14 protein-coding genes are annotated in these 17,515 nt (G+C 68.1%); 5 read left to right on the forward strand and 9 right to left on the reverse strand.

Features of this window, described 5'->3' with window-relative positions; translation table 11 throughout:
• Nucleotides 1–31: 31 nt before the first annotated feature.
• Both AC07Q9_RS25930 and AC07Q9_RS25935 read right to left on the reverse strand, forming a co-directional pair.
• Entirely contained in the window at nucleotides 32–817 is a 786-nt protein-coding gene (locus tag AC07Q9_RS25930; RefSeq protein WP_495312268.1) for a fimbrial biogenesis chaperone, read from the reverse strand.
• A gap of 219 nt (nucleotides 818–1,036) precedes the next feature.
• Nucleotides 1,037–1,594, reverse strand: coding sequence for a fimbrial protein (locus AC07Q9_RS25935; protein ID WP_495312269.1), 558 nt, complete (start codon nucleotides 1,592–1,594; stop codon nucleotides 1,037–1,039).
• A 583-nt stretch (nucleotides 1,595–2,177) separates the two neighbouring features.
• On the opposite strand from AC07Q9_RS25935, the gene AC07Q9_RS25940 reads away from it, so the two are divergent.
• The 5 genes from AC07Q9_RS25940 to AC07Q9_RS25960 all read left to right on the forward strand — a co-directional run bounded on the left by AC07Q9_RS25940 (nucleotide 2,178) and on the right by AC07Q9_RS25960 (nucleotide 8,045).
• Nucleotides 2,178–2,714: a fimbrial protein gene (locus AC07Q9_RS25940; protein ID WP_495312270.1), complete on the forward strand. Its 537-nt coding sequence runs from the start codon at nucleotides 2,178–2,180 to the stop codon at nucleotides 2,712–2,714.
• 65 nt (nucleotides 2,715–2,779) lie between these two features.
• Entirely contained in the window at nucleotides 2,780–3,550 is a 771-nt protein-coding gene (locus AC07Q9_RS25945; RefSeq protein WP_495312271.1) for a fimbrial biogenesis chaperone, read from the forward strand.
• Nucleotides 3,551–3,563: 13 nt separating this feature from the next.
• The gene (locus AC07Q9_RS25950) at nucleotides 3,564–6,188 is read left to right on the forward strand and encodes a fimbria/pilus outer membrane usher protein (RefSeq protein WP_495312272.1); all 2,625 of its coding nucleotides are present in this window, start codon (nucleotides 3,564–3,566) and stop codon (nucleotides 6,186–6,188) included.
• Nucleotides 6,189–6,237: 49 nt separating this feature from the next.
• Nucleotides 6,238–7,386 (forward strand): fimbrial protein, encoded by a 1,149-nt coding sequence (locus AC07Q9_RS25955; protein ID WP_495312273.1) that lies wholly within the window; start codon nucleotides 6,238–6,240, stop codon nucleotides 7,384–7,386.
• 203 nt (nucleotides 7,387–7,589) lie between these two features.
• Entirely contained in the window at nucleotides 7,590–8,045 is a 456-nt protein-coding gene (locus tag AC07Q9_RS25960) for a hypothetical protein (protein ID WP_495312274.1), read from the forward strand.
• Here the strand turns inward: AC07Q9_RS25960 and AC07Q9_RS25965 are convergent.
• The 7 genes from AC07Q9_RS25965 to AC07Q9_RS25995 form a co-directional block, all read right to left on the reverse strand.
• The gene (locus AC07Q9_RS25965; protein WP_495312275.1) at nucleotides 8,036–9,013 is read right to left on the reverse strand and encodes a cupin domain-containing protein; all 978 of its coding nucleotides are present in this window, start codon (nucleotides 9,011–9,013) and stop codon (nucleotides 8,036–8,038) included. The two genes, AC07Q9_RS25960 and AC07Q9_RS25965, sit on opposite strands and share 10 nt — an antisense overlap.
• A 315-nt stretch (nucleotides 9,014–9,328) precedes the next feature.
• Nucleotides 9,329–11,941 carry a hybrid sensor histidine kinase/response regulator gene (locus AC07Q9_RS25970; RefSeq protein ID WP_495312276.1) on the reverse strand — a complete coding sequence of 871 codons (2,613 nt, stop codon included), beginning with the start codon at nucleotides 11,939–11,941 and terminating at the stop codon, nucleotides 9,329–9,331.
• A gap of 22 nt (nucleotides 11,942–11,963) precedes the next feature.
• Nucleotides 11,964–12,701, reverse strand: coding sequence for a response regulator (locus tag AC07Q9_RS25975; protein WP_495312277.1), 738 nt, complete (start codon nucleotides 12,699–12,701; stop codon nucleotides 11,964–11,966).
• A 198-nt stretch (nucleotides 12,702–12,899) separates the two neighbouring features.
• A complete protein-coding gene (gene nadE / locus AC07Q9_RS25980; protein WP_495312278.1) occupies nucleotides 12,900–13,748 on the reverse strand; it encodes an NAD(+) synthase in 849 nt (282 codons plus the stop codon).
• A gap of 26 nt (nucleotides 13,749–13,774) precedes the next feature.
• On the reverse strand, nucleotides 13,775–14,956 hold the full coding sequence (locus tag AC07Q9_RS25985; protein WP_495312279.1) for a phospholipase A: 1,182 nt from the start codon (nucleotides 14,954–14,956) through the stop codon (nucleotides 13,775–13,777).
• Nucleotides 14,953–15,411, reverse strand: a complete 459-nt coding sequence (locus AC07Q9_RS25990) for a hypothetical protein (RefSeq protein WP_369631110.1) — start codon at nucleotides 15,409–15,411, stop codon at nucleotides 14,953–14,955. Before AC07Q9_RS25990 ends, AC07Q9_RS25985 begins: the two co-directional genes overlap by 4 nt.
• A complete protein-coding gene (locus AC07Q9_RS25995; RefSeq protein WP_489060894.1) occupies nucleotides 15,408–17,504 on the reverse strand; it encodes an ATP-dependent helicase in 2,097 nt (698 codons plus the stop codon). Before AC07Q9_RS25995 ends, AC07Q9_RS25990 begins: the two co-directional genes overlap by 4 nt.
• Nucleotides 17,505–17,515: the final 11 nt, after the last annotated feature.

Here is a 17,515-nt window from a genome sequence, read left to right on the forward strand (position 1 = left end):
TGACGCATGGCGATTCGTCCCGGGTGCGGCGTCAGCGCGGCTTGCTGCCGTCCGCCGGGGCGGCGGGCGGCAGCAGCTCGGCCTTCACCGCCACAGGCGTGGTGCCCTGGGGAACGCGAACCTGCTCTCCGGGCGTCTCGCCGCCGTAGTCGTTGAGCGTGGTGAAGCTCACCCGGATCGCTTCGGGCGTTTTCACCGCGGTCAGCGGATAGCTGGCTTCGCCGAAGGGCGGCACCATGTCCGCGTTGATCTTCTGCTGGCCGTCGTTGATTTCCAGCGCCGTGAACGTCACGTGATAGGCCGACGGATTGGCCACCCGCAGCACCGCGCCGTGCCCCTCGGGGCCGGGGCTCACCACCCACTGCAATTGGGTGCGCGCTTCTTCCGGCTTGCCCGCCAGCCGCGCCGGCCGGTAGAACAGCTTGATGCGGCTGCGCACCGCGATCTGGAGCACGTTCTCCTCCTTCGACCGCTCAGGGATCTCCTTGACGTTGAGCCAGAACACCGACTCGCGGTCGGCCGGCAGATCGCCGGCCACGCGCATGATGCGCAGGATGTTTTCCGTGCCCGGATCGAGCCGCGACAACGGCGGCGTGACGAGCAGCGGGGTCTTGTTCTGGCCTTCGCCGGCGTCGATCCAGGTCTGGACCACATAGGGCGAGGTGCTGGTGTTCTTCACCGGGATGGAGGCTTCGCGGTCCTTCTCGCCCAGGATCACGCGCGTGCCGCTGAGCGTGATGCCCGCGCCGGCCGGCCACGGAAGGCACAGCGCCAGCAGGACGGCAAGGGTCCATCGGAAGCGGTTCTTGCTGCACATAGAAGAAATTCCTCGGCGCGTTTCCGACACATGAACCGCGCGCACCCGACCGCGCCGACGCACCACGAGGTGCGCCCGGCGTGCGGGCAGAAAAGAAAACGGGAGGTGGCGCCTGCCGCCGTGTGTCGATCGGGCGGTGGTGCCGTGAGGCCTGGGCGGTATCGCGCCGACGCGATGCGAAGGGCGTCGGTCGGCGTGCGAAGACCGCGGGTGCGGCGATTACTTGTAGGCGATCGTGAACTGCGCGACCGAGTTGGCCGGGCCCGCCGTGACGGCCGACCGGGTGGCCACGTACGCAGCCTGGAACTTGAGGGCGTTGTCGCCCTGGCCCAGCAGGTAGACCGCCGACGGCGAGCCCAGCGGAAGCTTGGTGCCGGCGGAGTCGCCCAGTTCGATCGCGACACCGCTGGCGGCGCCGATGCCGACCTGCCCGGCGTTGGCCAGGCGCAGGTTGCTGGCGTCGTCGAGGTCGGCGGTGCCGCTGAAGGTCACCGTCGCGCCCTTGGCGGTGGCGCCGCAACCCAGCAGGTCGATGTTGAACTTGGCCGGCGTGGCCTTCTTGCCGACGACCGCGGTGCCGGCGGTGGCACCGTCGAACACGGTGCGCGACACCTTGCCCAGCGGCACGGTCAGGTTCTGGCTGCTCGGTGCGATCGAGCACAGCGTGTCGACGATTTCGCCGGTGAAGTTCACGGTGCCGTCGGCGGCCAGCGCGCCTTGCGAGAGAACCACGGTGACCGCGACTGCCGCGGCCTTGAAAAAACTACCCTTTTGCATTTGATTTCCCTGAATTTTTAAGAATGAACAACGCTTTACCTTTGTAAGGCGGGCGGAGTCTATTTCTTAAATCTTCTGGATGAAATGCGGAATTTTCAGTAATTAACTTTGGTTGTGTTTGGTTGTTCGTTCTTGTGAAGAAATGGTGACATATTTCATGCGCAATGCGGATTGGCGAAATTGAAAAACTCGCTGCGTGTAGAAGTAAGAATGCAGGGAGTTAAGGGGAGATCGCCGATGGAGGGCTGATGGCACATGAAAAATTGCGTCCAAATTGTTAATTGGAAATGCAGGCCGGGCCAAAGGTTGAGTCTTCACAAAGGTTCGCTCGATCCGCGTCGGCAACAGCAGTCACGGGTCAAACGGTTAATTTTCCAGTGATTTAGTTCACCTTTGAATGTCCGCAGGTCACTGGAATATCACGCGACGCCAAACGCGTATGCCTGCGGGACACATGCCGTTCATAAATTGACCCGACTCCCACGCGACCGGCGCAGGAGCACCGGCGTACAGGGCCTTCGAAGACGAACCCGCACGCACAACTTCCAAATTCACGTCTTCATCTGTCAGGAGTTCACTCGATATGCGTACCCACTTCATTGCCGCCGTTGCTTTCGCTGGCGCACTCGCCCTCTCGCAATCCGCCTCGGCGGCGGACGGGAACATCTCTTTCAACGGCGAGATCACGGGCCAGACCTGCGTGATCAACGGCGGCAACAAAGACATCGTCGTGACCTTGCCGACCGTCGCCGCCAGCACGCTCGACGCAGCCGGCAAGACGGCCGGCAAGACGCCGTTCAGCATCGACCTGACCGGCTGCGCCGCCACGCCCGCCAAGGTGCTGGTCCAGTTCGAACCGGGCGCCACCGTGGACAGCACGACCGGCCGCCTCATTCCCGGCTCGGGCGGGGCCACCAACGTGCAGGTCGGCCTGAGCAACGCAGACGACGCCAGCCCCATCAAGCTCGGCCTGGCGCTGTCGGCGCAGAACTCCAGGGCCGCCGACATCGTCAACGGCGCGGCCTCGCTTCGCTACACCGCCGAGTACGTGGCCAGCGGCGGTGCCGCCACCGTCGGCAAGGTCACGACGAGCGTCGTGTATTCGATCGCCTACCAGTGACCGGTTGCACGGGCGGCCGCGGCCAGCGGCCGCCCGTGTCCGGCATGACCGCTTCGGGAGAACCCATGAAGACTGCCCATGCATCGGCTGCGATGCGGATCGTGATGGCGGCCGTCGGCGCGCTCGTCCTGTGTGGCGGGGTGCAGGCGGCCGTGGTGATGGCCGCCACCCGCGTCATCTATCCCGCGAAAGAAACCGAGGTCACGCTGAGGCTCTCGAACGAGGGGGCGTCGCCCGCCCTGGTGCAGGTCTGGACCGACGACGGCAATGCCGAAGCCGGTCCTGCCGCGAAGGGCGCGCCGTTCCTGGTCACGCCGCCGGTGTCCCGCATCGATCCCACGCGCAGCCAGACCCTGCGCATCGCCTACACGGGCGAGCCGCTGCCTTCCGACCGCGAGTCGGTGTTCTGGCTCAACATGCTCGAAGTGCCGCCCCGTCCCGAGGGGGCCATGGCCGACGCGAACAAGCTGCAGCTGGCGTTCCGTTCGCGCATCAAGCTGTTCTTTCGTCCGGCCGGGCTGGCGGGCAAGTCCGAGGGGGCTGCGGCCCAGGCGGTCTGGCGACTGGTCGGGCGCGAGGGCGCGCCGGCGGTCGAGGTGCGCAACCCGACGCCCTATCACCTGAACCTCGTCTCGGTGGAGCTCGAGGGCGACGGCAAGCGCGCGGGGTTCGACGACGGCGTGATGGTGGCGCCGGGCGAAACCAGGGAGCTCCCGCTGAAGGGTTCGCTCGATGGCCGTGGGGCCGCAGACCTCCAGCTTCGCTATCAGACGCTGAACGACTATGGCGGCGCCGTGCCAGGCAACGCCGTGCTCCCCAAGGGCACCGCACGCTAGCGGATGGCGATTCATGAAGGCCTCGAAGAACGCCGTGTGCACTGTGCGGCGGTTGTCCCCCTGCGCATGGGCGGCGCTTCTGGCGATGGCGGCCAGCACGCAGGTCGGGGCCAACACGCAGGCTGCCGCAACGCAGCCTGCGGAAGTGCGCTTCAACGAAGACTTCCTGCGGCTGGGCAACGGCGTGCCGTTGGACCTGAGCCGCTACAACAAGGGCAACCCCGCTGAGGCGGGGCGCTATCGCGCCGACCTCTACGTCAACCAGGTCTGGCTCGGGCGCGCCACCGTCACGCTGAAGGCGGTGGGCGCGCGCAGCGGCGATGTCGCCACCTGCTTCGACCGCGACCTGCTTGAGCGTGTCGGTGTCGATCTGCAGCGCCTGTCGCCCGAGGCCACAGCCCTGCTGCCGGGCGCTGCGCCATCGCCATCGCAGCAAGACTGCGTGGCGCTGGCCCAGCTGGTGCCCGACGCGACCGCGTTCTTCGACAACGGCGAACAGCGGCTCGACATCGGCGTGCCGCAGGCGGCGCTTCGGCGCCAGGCGCGCGGCCATGTGGACCCGAGCCAGTGGGACGACGGCGTGCCCGCCGCCTTGCTGCAGTACGACGCCAATTACTACCGCTCGAAGTCCGCAGGACGCTCGGACAGCCAGGGCTATGTGGGCCTGGTGGCGGGCGGCAACATCGGCCCCTGGCGGCTGCGGCACCACGGCAGCCTCACGACCGGCTCGGCACGCGGCACCCACTACCAGGGCACGCAGACCTACGTGCAGCGCGCCATCGAACCCTGGGGCAGCCAGCTGGTGGTGGGCGATGCCTTCACCGAGGGCGCGTTGTTCGACAGCTTCGGCTTTCGCGGCGTGCAGCTGGCCACCGATGACCGCATGGTGCCGGAGTCCCAGCGCGGCTACGCGCCGCGCATCACGGGCATCGCCCGAGGCAATGCGGTGGTGCGCGTGAGGCAGAACGGCAACCTGCTGCGCGAGACCACGGTGGCGGCCGGCGCCTTCGTGATCGACGACCTGTACCCCACGGGCTACGGCGGCGACCTCGACGTCGAAGTCACCGAAGCCGACGGCAGCGTGCAGGTGTCGAAGGTGCCTTATGCCGCCGCGGTGAACGCGCTGCGCCCCGGCATCACGCGCTACCGCGTGACGGCGGGCCAGCTGCGCGATTCACAGCTGCACAGCCGGCCCGCGCTGTTCCAGGGCACGGTACAGCACGGCTTCACGAACGCGCTCACGGGCTACGGCGGCGTGCTGCTCGCACGCGGCTATCGCGCCCTGGTGGGCGGGGCCGCGCTCAACACCGGCTGGGGCGCCTTCGGCGTCGACCTGACGGGCACCTCGGCCAGCCTTCCCGGGCAGGAGCGCCGAAGCGGCCACAGCGTGCGGCTGGCCTACACCAAGATCCTGGCGCCCACCGACACCCACGTCACGCTCGCGGCCTACCGCTATTCGAGCAAGGGCTACCTGGGCCTGCGCGAGGCCGTGGCGCTGGGCGAGGCACCGGGGCCTTCGCGCGGCGACGGGAGTGGCCTGCCGGGCGGACACCTGCGCGGCCGCCTGCAGCTCATGCTCAACCAGAACCTGCCGCGCGACATGGGGTCCTTCTACCTGAGCGGCTCGACCCAGGACTACTGGAACCGCGAGGGCCGGGACACGCAGTTCCAGGCCGGCTACAGCAAGAGCCTCGGCCGCGTGAACCTCGGGCTCTCGGCCGCCCGGCAGTTCGACCCCTTGCGCAAGCGCTGGAACAACACGGTCATGCTGACCGTCGGCATTCCGCTGGACACCGGGTCGCGCCAGGTCTACACCACGTCGAGCGTGCAGCGCGATTCCAGCGGCGCGATCGACATGCGCACCTCCGCAGGCGGCGTGTTCGGCGAAGACAACGCGTGGAGCTACAGCCTCAACGCGAGCCACGGCCGCGGGGGCGAAGGGGCGTCGACGTCGTCACGCACCGGCGGCGGCGCCACGCTGGCCCATGCCTCGCCCGTCGCCACCTGGCGCGCCAGCGCGTCGGCCGGCGAAGGCTATTCGCAGCTGGGCGTGGGCGTGTCGGGCGGCGTGGTGGCCCACGGCGGTGGCGTGGTGTTCGCGCCTGCGATGGGCGAAACGCTCGCCATCGTCGAGGCGAAGGGCGCCAACGGCGCGCGCGTTGCCAACGCGAGCGGGTTGCGCGTGGGGCCGGGCGGGCAGGCCGTGGTGTCGAACCTCGCGCCCTTTGCGAGCAATGAAGTCGAGCTCGACCCCAAGGGCCTGCCGATGAGCGTGGAGTTGAAGTCGAGCACGCAGCGCGTTGCACCTACGGCGGGCGCCGTGGTCAAGCTGAAGTTCGAAACCTCGGGCGGCGGGCGTTCGGTGCTGGTGCGCGTCACCCTGGCCGACGGCACGCCGGTGCCGTTCGGTGCGCGGGTGACGGATGCGGCGGGGCAGGAGGTCGGCACGGTGGCGCAGGACGGGCGGCTTCTGCTGCGCAGCGTGATGGTCGATACCGCGCGCTACGAGTTGGCATGGGGCGAAGCCGCGGATCAGCGTTGCAGCTTGCCGCTCGCGCTGCATGACAGCCCTGCCGATGACTCGGGGTCTGGCCGTTCGCCAGCGTGGCGGGTGATCGAGGCCCGATGCGCGATCTGAGGGCCGGACACGGCATCTGCGCAATCAAGGAAAAAGGGAGAACCGTGCGATGAACAGCAATCACTGGCCGTTGAATCGTCTTGGCAAGCCTGCGTGCCGGTGGGTCGTTGCGCTGACGTTGCTGCTGTTGCTGTGGTGGCCGGCCGCTGCCGATGCGCAGCCGAAGTGCGAACTGACGTCGAGTTCTGTCAAAAACATGTACCAACCGTCCTACTTGCTTGCACCTCGTGATCTGCCGATCGGTGGTGCGCTCTCGGCCTGGTCGGCGCCACCCACCGGTGACCATGTCTATCGGTGCACCGGGACCGGCACCTTCGGCCTGGCGCTCAAGGTGGCGGGGTTGTCGGCTGCGGGCATGCAGACCGCAGGGACCGGGGGAGGCATGGTCACTGTCTTCGGCACCGATCTGCCCGGGGTCGGCGTTGCATTCGAAGGGCGAATCGAAGCCGGCAGCTGCAGGTTGAGCAATGTGGACCTCGGCGGCCCAGGGGCCTCATCGGGTGCGGCGGTCTCGAAGTGGTCCCCCGCGAATGGCCAATGGCTCGAATGCACGGGCGTTGTTCAGGCGACCGAAGCCAATCCGGTCTTCCTGAGGGCCTCTGCCTGGATGCGCTACATCAAGACAGGTCCTACCAATGCCGGGGTGGCGACCTTCGGCCAGCCGCTGATCGAGCTGCGCCACAGCATCAATGGCGCCATGACTCGCGCCAACTGGGGGTTCAATGCCTGGCCGCTGAACCTTCAGGGCCACCCGACCTGCACGGCACAGGATCTGACCGTGGACATGGGAAAGCACAAGAGCTCAGCGTTCACCGGCATCGGAACCGCATCGGCACTGGTGAAGACCTTCGCGATCTCGGTCACGTGCCCGCCGGAGATGCGCGGGGCCATTGCAGGGGTTGGCGGCACCTCCGTGAACATCGGCTATCTGTTCTCCGCGCCGGCCGGCCTGAGTGTGCCGGCCCAAGGGGTGGTTGCGCTGTCTTCCGGGTCGACGGCCACGGGCGTCGGCTTGCAGTTGAAGGACGGTGCAGCGGTCCCGTTGCAGTTCGGGAAGCGCTACACGCTGCAAGGCTACAACTACAAGACGGGCAGCACCCTGGCGATCCCGCTGCAGGCCGCGTATTACCAGACGGGCGCAACAGTCAGTCCTGGTACGGCGAATGCCGTGGTGACCTTCACGTTGGACTACCAATAGCCGCACCCCTCGATGGTCCACCTCGCGCCTCGGTGCCGCACGCGCGCGGCACAACACGCCATCTTGCACCCAGACAGCGCCGTCAGGTGAAGTGATTGCACTGAGAAGCGCGTCACATTGCACGCTTAACATCGCTCCGGCCGCCTTGCCCAAGGCGCTCTTGAACGCGCCGCTTCGACGGCGGATCGCAAGGAGGGAGCACCATGGAACGACGCGCGGTTTTTCTTCGTCGGCTCGCCGCGATGGCCGGCATTTCCTGGCTGGGCGGACTGGCGCTTGGCAGCCATGCCGGGGACGGCACCATCCATTTCACCGGCGCCATCGTCGCAGCGCCCTACCAGGTGGCCCTGGTGCCACCCCAGCAAACTCAACGACAACAACCGCAGCGGATGAAGGCCACATCGACGGGCGAACGCCAGGCCGAGCTGGTTTTTTCCCGTGACACCGTGGACCGCCCCAGTGCACGAATGAAGGTCGAGATGGCGCGCACGCAGGCGGTGTCGGCGCGCTTCATGGACAGCCGCGGGCGGACGCAGGCCATCGACCCCGCGCAGTGGCATGCGATCGGCCAGCAGGGCGGCACGCTGTCGCTGCTTGCGTCGGCGCAGCCGCAGTCAGGCGGCCCGTCGGCCGCACTGGTGACGGTCGCCTACGACTGACGCTGCGATATCGCGGCGCTGACGTGAACCGTGCCGGCGGCGGCCATCGCGCCGACGCCGATGCCTGCCATGTCCAGCCGCGAGATCGGCAGCGTCTGGCCCTGGCTGTGGCGCATGGCCATTCGCAGGCGGAACTCCTTGGGCGTCATGCCCTTGATCTCCAGGAAGCGCCGGTTGAAGTTGGCGATGTTGTTGTACCCGGCGGCATAGCAGATGTTCGAGATCTGCTGGTCGCTTTCCATCAGCAGCCGGCACGCCTCGCCCACGCGCAGCCGGTTCACGAAATCGGTGAACGAGACGCCCGTCGACTGGCCGAACAGGCGGGAGAAACTGCCGGGGCTGACGCCCGCGTGTTCGCAAACGCTCGGGGCCGACAGTGGTTGGTCCAGGTGCAGCCGGATATAGGCAACGGCCTTGCCGATCGCATCGACTGTCTCCACGTTGCCCTTGATCGGCAGCCAGCCCGAAGAGAGCGCGCGGTGGTTCTTGCAGCGCGTGAGTCGGCTCAGCAGGCGGAGAAACTCGGCGAACCGCTCCGGCCCCTCGCAGTCTTGCATGCGCTCGAAGTGCTCGCGCACGCTGTCGGTGATGCCGAAGAATTCGACGCCGTAGCGCGCCTTCTCCAGCAGGGGTTCCGCTTCCTTGAGTTCGCGGAACACCTCCATGCCCTTGCGCAGCGGTGCGTCTGCAAACTGGAGCACCTGGCTGCGCAGTTCCACGCCTTCGCGCGGGAGGTTGTGCGAGACCCAGTTGTGCGGCAGCCGCGGTCCCGTGAGCACGAGGTGCCCGGGCTCGAAGCGCCCCACGTGGTCGCCGATGAAGGCCCAGCCGCGCGTGTCGGCGATCAGGTGCAGTTCGTACTCGTCGTGGCAGTGCCAGCGTTCCAGCGGCGACGGGCTGCCGTGCTGAAGGCAATGCAGGAAGCCGCGCTGGCTCGAAGGCGCGGGGCCGCTCTGCGGCGAACGCATGAAGCTGTGCTCGATTTCCGGCGCGGGATTGCGGCGCACGCCCTGTGGCGTCGCGCTTCTCACTGCAAACGCGCCGTGGCGGCGCACTGTGCGGTCTTGGTCTCCAGTCCTGGCATCGGACGCTCCCTTTTTGCATGTCTTGTGTCGGGTGGCAGGCCTTCCGGCATCGCCAGAGCGAGCGGCTGACCGTCAAGACGCTATTGGGGCGGAGCTTGGTAAATAAAAAGTAAACAGTGAAAAGAGATGACGAAACACTCGCAATGCAAACAAGTGTTCCGTTCGCGCGCGACCTCCGGGTCGCAGCAAGGCTGCGGTTCAGGCCGGGAGCGCGTCGGAGGCCGGCGAGTCGGTGCGTGCTGGCGCCAGTGCCTGCGCAATGGCCTGGAGCAGCTCGCCTGTCAGGAACGGCTTGCGCAGGATGCGCGTGTGCGGCGGCACCGCGTAGCGGCGCGCGAGCAGGTCGGAGGGAAGCCCCGAGAACAACACCACGGCGGTGCCGGGGTAGAGGCGGCGCACATCTTCCTTCAGCTGCAGGCCGTCGCCGCCGGGGCCCAGGTCGACGTCGGACAGCACCAGGTCGAAGACCTGGGCCTCGAGTGCCGAGGCCGCTTCTGTCGAGCAGGCGGCGGCCTGCACCCGCGCGCCGCGCCCTTTCAGGAATTCGAAGGTGGCATCGCGGACATCGGTGTCGTCGTCCACCAGCAGCACGCGCATCCGTGCGAGCGACAACGCAGGCGGCGGCGGCGCACATGCCGGTGCCGAATGCGGGGGCGCCTGCGGCAGCACCAGCGTGAAGGCGGTGCCTTGCCCCACCGCGCTGCGGACCCGGATGTCGCCGCCGGACTGCTTGACGAAGCCGTAGACGATGCTCAGGCCCAGTCCGCTGCCTTCGTTCTTCTTGGTCGAGAAGAAGGGCTCGAAGATGTGCTCCAGCACGCCGGGCGGCATGCCGCTGCCCGTGTCGCTGACGCGGATCTCCACCAGGGCTCCCTGGGCTGCAGCACCCGCGCCGGCGGGATGCCATGCGCTGTGCAGCGTGAGCACACCGCCCCGGGGCATCGCGGCCCCGCCGTTCAGCGCCAGGTTGAGGATCGCGTTCTCGAGCTGCCCGCCATCGACCAGCACGCAGGCCCCGTTGGCCTGCAGGTCGAGTTCGACGCGGATGTCCTTGCCCAGCGAGTACGCGACCAGGTCCTGCAGCCCGGTGAGCATCTGGTCCACGTCGAGCACTTCAGCGCGCAGCGTCTGCCGACGCGCGAAGGCCAGCAAGCGCGTCGTGAGCACCGCGCCGCGCTCCGAGGCCCGGAACGCGCGGTCGACGATCCGGCGCATGTCGGGCGACAGGTCGTCGCGCGCCTGCAGCAGCTGCAGGTTGCTGAAGACCGCCGCCAGCAGGTTGTTGAAGTCGTGCGCCACGCCGCCGGTGAGCTGGCCCAGCACTTCCATCTTCTGCGCCTGGCGCACCTGACGTTCGAGCGCGCGACTCTCGCTCTGGTCGCTGTACAGCGTGACGAAGCCGCCCGCCGGCATGGGGTGGTTGCGCACGGCCAGCACCTGCCCGTTGTCGAGCAGGTAGTCGTCGCGCCGCCGCTGCGCATCGGGCGGCCCCAGCAGGTCGACGCCGGGGCGGCCGTCGGCCAGCGCCGGCAGCGCCGTGCGCAGCGCGTCGAGCGTCGCGCCGGTATGGATCGCCTGCGCGGGCAGGCGCAGCAGCGCGGCGAAGCGCGGGTTCCAGGCCACCAGGCGGCCTTCGGCGTCGAACGCGCCCAGGCCGTCGTCGATGCTGTCGAGCACCGTGCGCAGCAGGCGCCGCTGCTCCGAGATGTCCGCGCCCATCCGCCGCATCGACAGCGTGTTGTCGCGGAACACGTTGAAGGCGCGGATGAGTGCGCCGACCTCGTCGTCGCGCCGCGGGACATCGGGCGGTGCGCCGGCGTTGCCGTGCGACAGCTCGGTGATGGCGGAGGTGACGCGCGTGAGGTCGCGCATCGAATCGCGCAGGCTCCAGAACCCGAGCATCAGCGCGGCGCCCGCCACCAGCAGCGCGAGCGTGACTGCGATGAGTCCCGAACGCACGATCAGGCCCACCGAATGCTCGCGCGACGACACCTCGGCACTGAGCGCCGCCACATGGCGGTCGACCGAGCGCGTGAGGTCTTCCGAGAGCATGCGTGTGGAGGTGAGCAACAGGGTCTTGCGGTCGCGCAGTGCGAGGTGCTGCCTGCGCAGCGCGAAGATGCTGTCGGCCTGCGCGGCGATCTGCGCGCGGACCGCCGCGTCGATGCGCAAGGCGTTGCCGGAAGCGGCGTGGGCGCGATAGACCCGCTCGGCCTCGTCCAGGTCGAGCGTGTTGTGGGCGTACAGGGCCACGCGCAGCAGCTGCAGCGCGTGGTCGGCCGCGTACCGGGTGCGCTCGGGCAGGTCGGCGATCCGGTGCTCCATCTGGCTCAGCGCGTGGATGCGCCCGCGGCCTTCTTCCCGCAGCGCGAGGTCGCGGCGCTTGAACTCGATCAGGTCTTCCAGCACCCCCTGCATTGCGCCGAGCACCTGCGGGATACCGGTGGCCGATCCGCTGGCCGGCGGCAGCTGCGCCGCGAGCGCGCGCGCCTCGTCCTGCCGTTTCAGCAGCTCGGCCTTCTCCTGGTTGAGGCGCGCCGAGATCGAAACCTCCGCCACGTAAGGCGCAGCCGCCGCCAGGTGCGTGACGCGTTCCGACAGCGCGAGCGACTTCGCCACCGACGGCAGGATGCGCTCGTCGAAGCCCTGGATCGCGGCCTTGGCGTTGAACAGCGCCACCATCGCCACGGCGGCCAGCACCAGCGTGGTGATGGCCAGCACGCCGAAGGTGAAGATCCACTGCCCGCGCAGGCTGCATGAGCGCGAGCGGGTGCGCGCAGGCGCGTGCGAGGGGGCGGGGGGGCCTGTCATGGGGCGTGCGGGTGCTGCTGTTTCAGCAGCGCACCACGTTCGCGGCAAAGCGGTAGCCCGCGCCGCGTTCCGTGCAGATGAAGCGCGGATGGTCCGGGTCGTCCTCGATCTTGCGGCGCAGGCGCGACACCAGCACGTCGATCGTGCGGCTCACCGCATCCGACTGGGCGCTGCGCGTCTTGAGCAGCAGCTGCTCGCGGTCGATGACGCGGTTCGCATGCAGCACGAAGACCTCGAGCGGGGCGAACTCGCCGTGCGTCAGCTCGCAGGGCGTGCCGTCGCTGTGCAGCAGCTCGCGCGCGGTGATGTTGAGCGACCAGTCGCCGAACAGGTAGCGCTCGTGGCTCAGGCGGTCGGTGCGCAGCGAGCGCGGCATGCCGGTCTCGGCCGAGCGACGCAGCAGGGCGCGGATGCGCGCGACCAGTTCGCGGTTGTCGAAGGGCTTGGCGATGAAATCGTCGACGGCCGTTTCGAGGCCCAGGATGCGATCGGCCGCCGTACCCTGGCCGGTGAGGATGATGATGGGGATGCGCGAGCGCGTGCGCAGCTGGCGCGCGAGCTCGATGCCGTCTTCCTTCTTCAGCCGCAGGTCGATGATCACGAGCGAGAACGCGCGCTGGTCGAGCCGGGCTGCCATGGCCAGGCCGTCCGGCACGGCCTGTGCGCGAAAGCCCGACGACTCCAGCAGGTCGACCAGCGTCTCGCAGACTTCGGGATCGTCGTCGACCACCAGGATTTCGGGTTTCACTACGTCAAGCATGAAGGTTCCAGAAGGCCGGACTGTGTGTCCGGTCGTCCAAAATTCTTGCAGACAAAAGCACACCAATTGATACCTAAAGGTTAATCAACTCCCTCTCAGGCTGGCATTTCGCGACTTTTTTTCGTCCGATGCTTTACACATGCATCGAAGCATCCCTTTCGGGGACTTCAATGTGATCCGTTTGTCACGCGGAATGCGTCACTTCGGTACGGGCGGCTCGACCGGCAGTGCCCGCTTGTGGGCGCTCTTGCGGTGCGTCGACAAGATCACCGCGCGCGCCGCGGCCGACACCGGCTTGCCTTCGAGGAAATCGTCGATCTGCTCGTAGCTCACGCCGAAGGCGTCTTCGTCGGGCTTGCCCGGCACCAGCGACTCCAGGTCGGCCGTGGGCACCTTGTAGACCAGCGCATCGGGCGCGCCCAGCAGCTGCGCCACCGCGCGCACGCGGCGCTTGTTGAGGCCGGTGAGCGGCGTGATGTCGGCCGCGCCGTCGCCGAACTTGGTGAAGAAGCCCATCAGCGCTTCGGCCGCGTGGTCGGTGCCGATCACGAGCCCGTCGTGCGCGCCGGCCACCGCGAACTGCGCAATCATGCGCTGGCGTGCCTTGATGTTGCCGAGCACGAAGTCCTCGTGCGCCGCGTCGCGAAACGCGAGCCCGCCGGCGTGCAGTGCGGCCAGCATCGCATCGGCGGCGGGGCGGATGTCCACCGTCAGCAGGCGGTCGGGGCGGATCACCGCCAGCCCCGCCTGCGCCTCGGCTTCGTCGCGCTGCACGCCGTAGGGCAGGCGCATCGCGATGAAGGTGGCGTCGCGGCCTTCGGCGCGCAGCGTCTCGACCGCGCGCTGCGCAAGGCAGCCGGCGGTCAGCGAATCGACGCCGCCGCTGATGCCCAGCACCAGCGTCTTCAGGCCGGTGCTGCGCAGGTAGTCGGCAAGGAAGTCGGTGCGCCGCCCGAGTTCGGCGGCGGCATCGAAGACGGGCGCCACGTGCAGGGCCGCGATGATCTCGCGCTGCGTGGCATCGACGGGGGAGAGGTCTGCACTCATCTGTGGGGCTCGGGAAGTGAGGAAGATCAGAAATCGACGAGGCTGAGGCCGATGCTCAGCACCGTGCGCTTGCGGTTGTAGTCCACCAGCGTGTCGCCGTAGCCATGGAACAGCTGCGTGTGGAAGCGCAGGTTGCTCTTGGTCGGGTCGCCGATGGCCTTCAGCCATTCGAGGCGCACCGAACCCCGGCCGCTGTCGCGCAGGTTGTTGCGCACCGTGATGCCCAGCTGGTTGTCGCGGTTGAGGTTCCAGCGGCCCGTGACTTCGGCGCGGCCGATGTAGTCGGCGATGTCGGGGTTGTCGTCCTTCGCGGCGCTTTCGGACATGCGCTTCCAGACGCGGCCGGTGATGGTGAAGCGGTCGTCCAGCTCCACGCCGCCCATCAGGTACACGCGGTTCCAGCTGCGCGACAGCGGCAGGCTCTGGCCGTTCGACTGGTGCACGATGCCCACGCCCGCATAGCGCCAGCGCCATCCGCCGGGCAGCTTGAAGTCGGTCGGGTAGACATACATCAGCTCGGGTTCGTGGTCGGTGGTGCGGAAGGGCCGCGAGATCGCGCCGTTGAACAGCTGCCAGGTCGACTGCTGCGAGTACGCGAACCACAGCGAGTCTTTCTTGACCGGGTCGTTCTGCGTGAGCATGCCCTGCGCGAGCTTGGTGCGCACCGACAGGCCGATGCGCATTTCGTTGGCCTGGTAGGCCACGGGCTCGGCCGTGTGGCCGGCCGACGGCGAGGTGGGCGGCTGGGGCCTGTCGGTGGCGGCCGAAGCCGACACGGTGAGCGGGCGGTAGCCGCGGAAGCCGAAGGTGCCGCAGTCGGTGGCGTTCTCGAGTTCCCAGAAGCGCGACAGCGTCGAGTACTGGCGGTCGCGGCAGCCTTCGGTGGTGGCGACCGAGACCACGCGCGTGGCCGGGATCGTGCCGTCCACCGGCGGCTGCGTGCTCGCGAGCACCGGCGGCGCCACGGGCACCGACACCGAGGGCAGCGTCTGTTGTTGCGACCAGCGGTCGTAGCAGGCCAGGCGCGCTTCGTTGTTCGCGCCGAGCGCGGCGCACTGCTGCCAGGTGAGTTGTGCATCGGCCAGCGGACTGGCGGGCTTGTCGACGGCTTGTGCTTGTGCGACAGATGCGGCACCGAGGCAGGCGGCCACGGCGGCGACGGTGCGCAGATCGAACAAAGAAGCAGGGTGTCGTCGTGTCGTCTTCATGGCTTTCCTTCCTGTGCGACGGTCTTGCGCAGCACGAACGGGTGCGTGCGCTCGGTCGCGGCGTCGCGCCACGTGCCGCGGAACTCGCGGCCGCAGGCTCCGGGCTGCAGCGTGCCCGACCAGACGCCGCTGATGGCGCGGCCGTCCAGCGATTCGTCGATGGACAGCGCGCCCTCGTCGTCGACGTCGCCCGCGAGCTGCGCGACGGTGGTCTTCGTGGAGGCATCGGCGCGGCGCGTGATGGTGCCGCGCACGCCGGCGTACTCGGGGTGCTTGCCCAGCTGCACGACGGCCGTGCCGGGCAGGTCGTCGAAGCGGGCGTCCCACTGGCCGTACAGCGCCTGCAGCGGCAGCTCGCGTGCATCGGCGGGGCAGTTGGGGTCGCGGGGCGTTGCGCAACCGGCCGCGAGGGCAGCGGCGAGCAGCGCGACTGCGACCGTCGCCGTCGTCCTCATGGCGTGGCGGCGGCCTTGGCCGCGCTGTCTTGCGCCTTGCGTGCGAACTCGGCGCGCAGCGCCTTCAGTTTCTCGCGCGGGTCTTCCTTGGTCGTGGCCTTGTCCAGGCCCATCTCGGCGATGAAGCGGCTCGGCATGCAGGGCACCATGTCGCGGCCCTGCTTGCGCTTCTTGGTCCAGCTCACGGCCAGGCTGCGCTGGGCGCGCGTGATGCCCACGTACATCAGGCGGCGTTCTTCCTGCAGGCGCTGCGTGGTCTCGTCGCTCACCACCTTCTGGCGGCCGTTGTCGTCGTCGAGCTTGAAGGGCAGCAGGCCTTCGGTCACGCCGATGAGCATCACGTGCGGCCATTCGAGGCCCTTCGATGCATGCAACGTCGAGAGCGTGACCACGTTCTGGTCCTGCTCGCGCTCGCTGATGGTCGACAGCAGCGAGATGGTCTGCGCCACTTCGAGCAGGCTCTTGTGCTCGTTCGGGTTCGTGTCGTCGGCGCCCGAGGCGTCGTCGAGCGAACCGCCGGCGCGCTGCGACATCCAGTCGACGAACTCCAGCACGTTGGTCCAGCGCGTGGCGGCTGCGGCCTCGCTGTCTTCGCCTTCGTAGAGATGGCGCTCGTAGTCGATCTCCTTGAGCCACTCGAGCATGAAGGCCCGAGAGGCTTCGGCGCCCATGGTGCGGCGCGCGCGGTATTCCAGGTCGTTGATGTAGCGGCCGAACTCGTGCACGCCGTCGAGCGTGCGCTTGGGAATCACGCTCGGCAGCGAGGGGCTGAACAGCGCCGCGAACAGGCTCAGCTTGTACTGGCTCGCAAAGCTGCCCAGGCTGGCCAGCGTGGTGTGGCCGATGCCGCGCTTGGGCGTGGTGATGGCGCGCAGGAACGCCGGGTCGTCGTCGTTGTTGACCCACAGGCGGAACCAGCCGCACAGGTCCTTGATTTCGGCGCGGTCGAAGAAGCTCTGGCCGCCCGACACCTTGTAGGGAATCTGCGCCTTGCGCAGCGCCTGTTCGAAGATGCGCGCCTGGTGGTTGGCGCGGTACAGGATCGCGAAGTCGCGGAACTCCTTGTACTGCTTGCCCTGCGACACCGTGTCGCCCGCGCGCAGGCTGATGATGCGCGCCACCGTGCGCTCGGCCTCGTGCAGCTCGGTGTCGGCATCGACGATGCGCACCGGCTCGCCTTCGCCGAGCTCGGAGAACAGCGTCTTCGGAAACAGCTTGGGGTTGGGGCCGATCACGTTGTTGGCCGCGCGAAGAATGGCGCTGGTGGAGCGGTAGTTCTGCTCCAGCTTGATGACCTTGAGCGTCGGGTAGTCGACCGGCAGCTTCTTCAGGTTGTCCAGCGTGGCGCCGCGCCAGCCGTAGATCGACTGGTCGTCGTCGCCCACGGCCGTGAACTGGCCGCGCTCGCCGGCCAGTGCCTTGAGCACTTCGTACTGCGTGGCGTTGGTGTCCTGGTATTCGTCGACGAGGATGTGGCCCAGCATGGCCTGCCACTTGGCGCGCACCTCGGGGAACTCGTACAGCAGCTTCAGCGGCATGCCGATGAGGTCGTCGAAGTCCACGCTCTGGTAGGCCTGCAGCCGCTCTTCGTACTGGACCATGATCTCGGCCGTGATGCGCTCGTTGTCGTCCACCGCGGCGGCCGCGGCCTGCGCAGCGTTCAGGCCCATGTTCTTCCACTTGCTGATCGTCCACTGCCAGATGCGGGCGGTGGCGATGTCGACGGTGCCGCCGCAGTCTTTCAAGATCTTGGTGACGTCGTCGGCGTCCAGGATGCTGAAGGCCTTCTTCAGGCCCAGCACGTGGCCGTCCTCGCGCATCATGCGCACGCCCAGTGCGTGGAAGGTGCACACCACCACCTTGCGCGCGTCGCGCCCGATCAGGTCCTTGGCGCGCTCGCGCATTTCGGCGGCCGCCTTGTTCGTGAAGGTGATGGCCGCGATGCGCTCGGGCTTCAGGCCCGACTGGATCAGCCGGCCGATCTTGTGCGTGATCACGCGCGTCTTGCCCGAGCCCGCGCCAGCGAGCACCAGACAGGGACCGTGCATGTAGTTGACCGCTTCTTGCTGGGCGAGATTGAGACCGTGGGACATGGGGGAGGGGG

This window comes from Variovorax sp. GW821-FHT09A10 (assembly GCF_059418385.1).

What these genes read in the sequence shown, in the direction of transcription:
- AC07Q9_RS25930 (WP_495312268.1), bottom strand. Translation starts at nt 817, where the DNA reads ATGTGCAGCAAGAACCGCTTCCGATGGACCCTTGCCGTCCTGCTGGCG.
- AC07Q9_RS25935 (WP_495312269.1), bottom strand. Translation starts at nt 1,594, where the DNA reads ATGCAAAAGGGTAGTTTTTTCAAGGCCGCGGCAGTCGCGGTCACCGTG.
- AC07Q9_RS25940 (WP_495312270.1), top strand. Translation starts at nt 2,178, where the DNA reads ATGCGTACCCACTTCATTGCCGCCGTTGCTTTCGCTGGCGCACTCGCC.
- AC07Q9_RS25945 (WP_495312271.1), top strand. Translation starts at nt 2,780, where the DNA reads ATGAAGACTGCCCATGCATCGGCTGCGATGCGGATCGTGATGGCGGCC.
- AC07Q9_RS25950 (WP_495312272.1), top strand. Translation starts at nt 3,564, where the DNA reads ATGAAGGCCTCGAAGAACGCCGTGTGCACTGTGCGGCGGTTGTCCCCC.
- AC07Q9_RS25955 (WP_495312273.1), top strand. Translation starts at nt 6,238, where the DNA reads ATGAACAGCAATCACTGGCCGTTGAATCGTCTTGGCAAGCCTGCGTGC.
- AC07Q9_RS25960 (WP_495312274.1), top strand. Translation starts at nt 7,590, where the DNA reads ATGGAACGACGCGCGGTTTTTCTTCGTCGGCTCGCCGCGATGGCCGGC.
- AC07Q9_RS25965 (WP_495312275.1), bottom strand. Translation starts at nt 9,013, where the DNA reads ATGCGTTCGCCGCAGAGCGGCCCCGCGCCTTCGAGCCAGCGCGGCTTC.
- AC07Q9_RS25970 (WP_495312276.1), bottom strand. Translation starts at nt 11,941, where the DNA reads ATGACAGGCCCCCCCGCCCCCTCGCACGCGCCTGCGCGCACCCGCTCG.
- AC07Q9_RS25975 (WP_495312277.1), bottom strand. Translation starts at nt 12,701, where the DNA reads ATGCTTGACGTAGTGAAACCCGAAATCCTGGTGGTCGACGACGATCCC.
- nadE (WP_495312278.1), bottom strand. Translation starts at nt 13,748, where the DNA reads ATGAGTGCAGACCTCTCCCCCGTCGATGCCACGCAGCGCGAGATCATC.
- AC07Q9_RS25985 (WP_495312279.1), bottom strand. Translation starts at nt 14,956, where the DNA reads ATGAAGACGACACGACGACACCCTGCTTCTTTGTTCGATCTGCGCACC.
- AC07Q9_RS25990 (WP_369631110.1), bottom strand. Translation starts at nt 15,411, where the DNA reads ATGAGGACGACGGCGACGGTCGCAGTCGCGCTGCTCGCCGCTGCCCTC.
- AC07Q9_RS25995 (WP_489060894.1), bottom strand. Translation starts at nt 17,504, where the DNA reads ATGTCCCACGGTCTCAATCTCGCCCAGCAAGAAGCGGTCAACTACATG.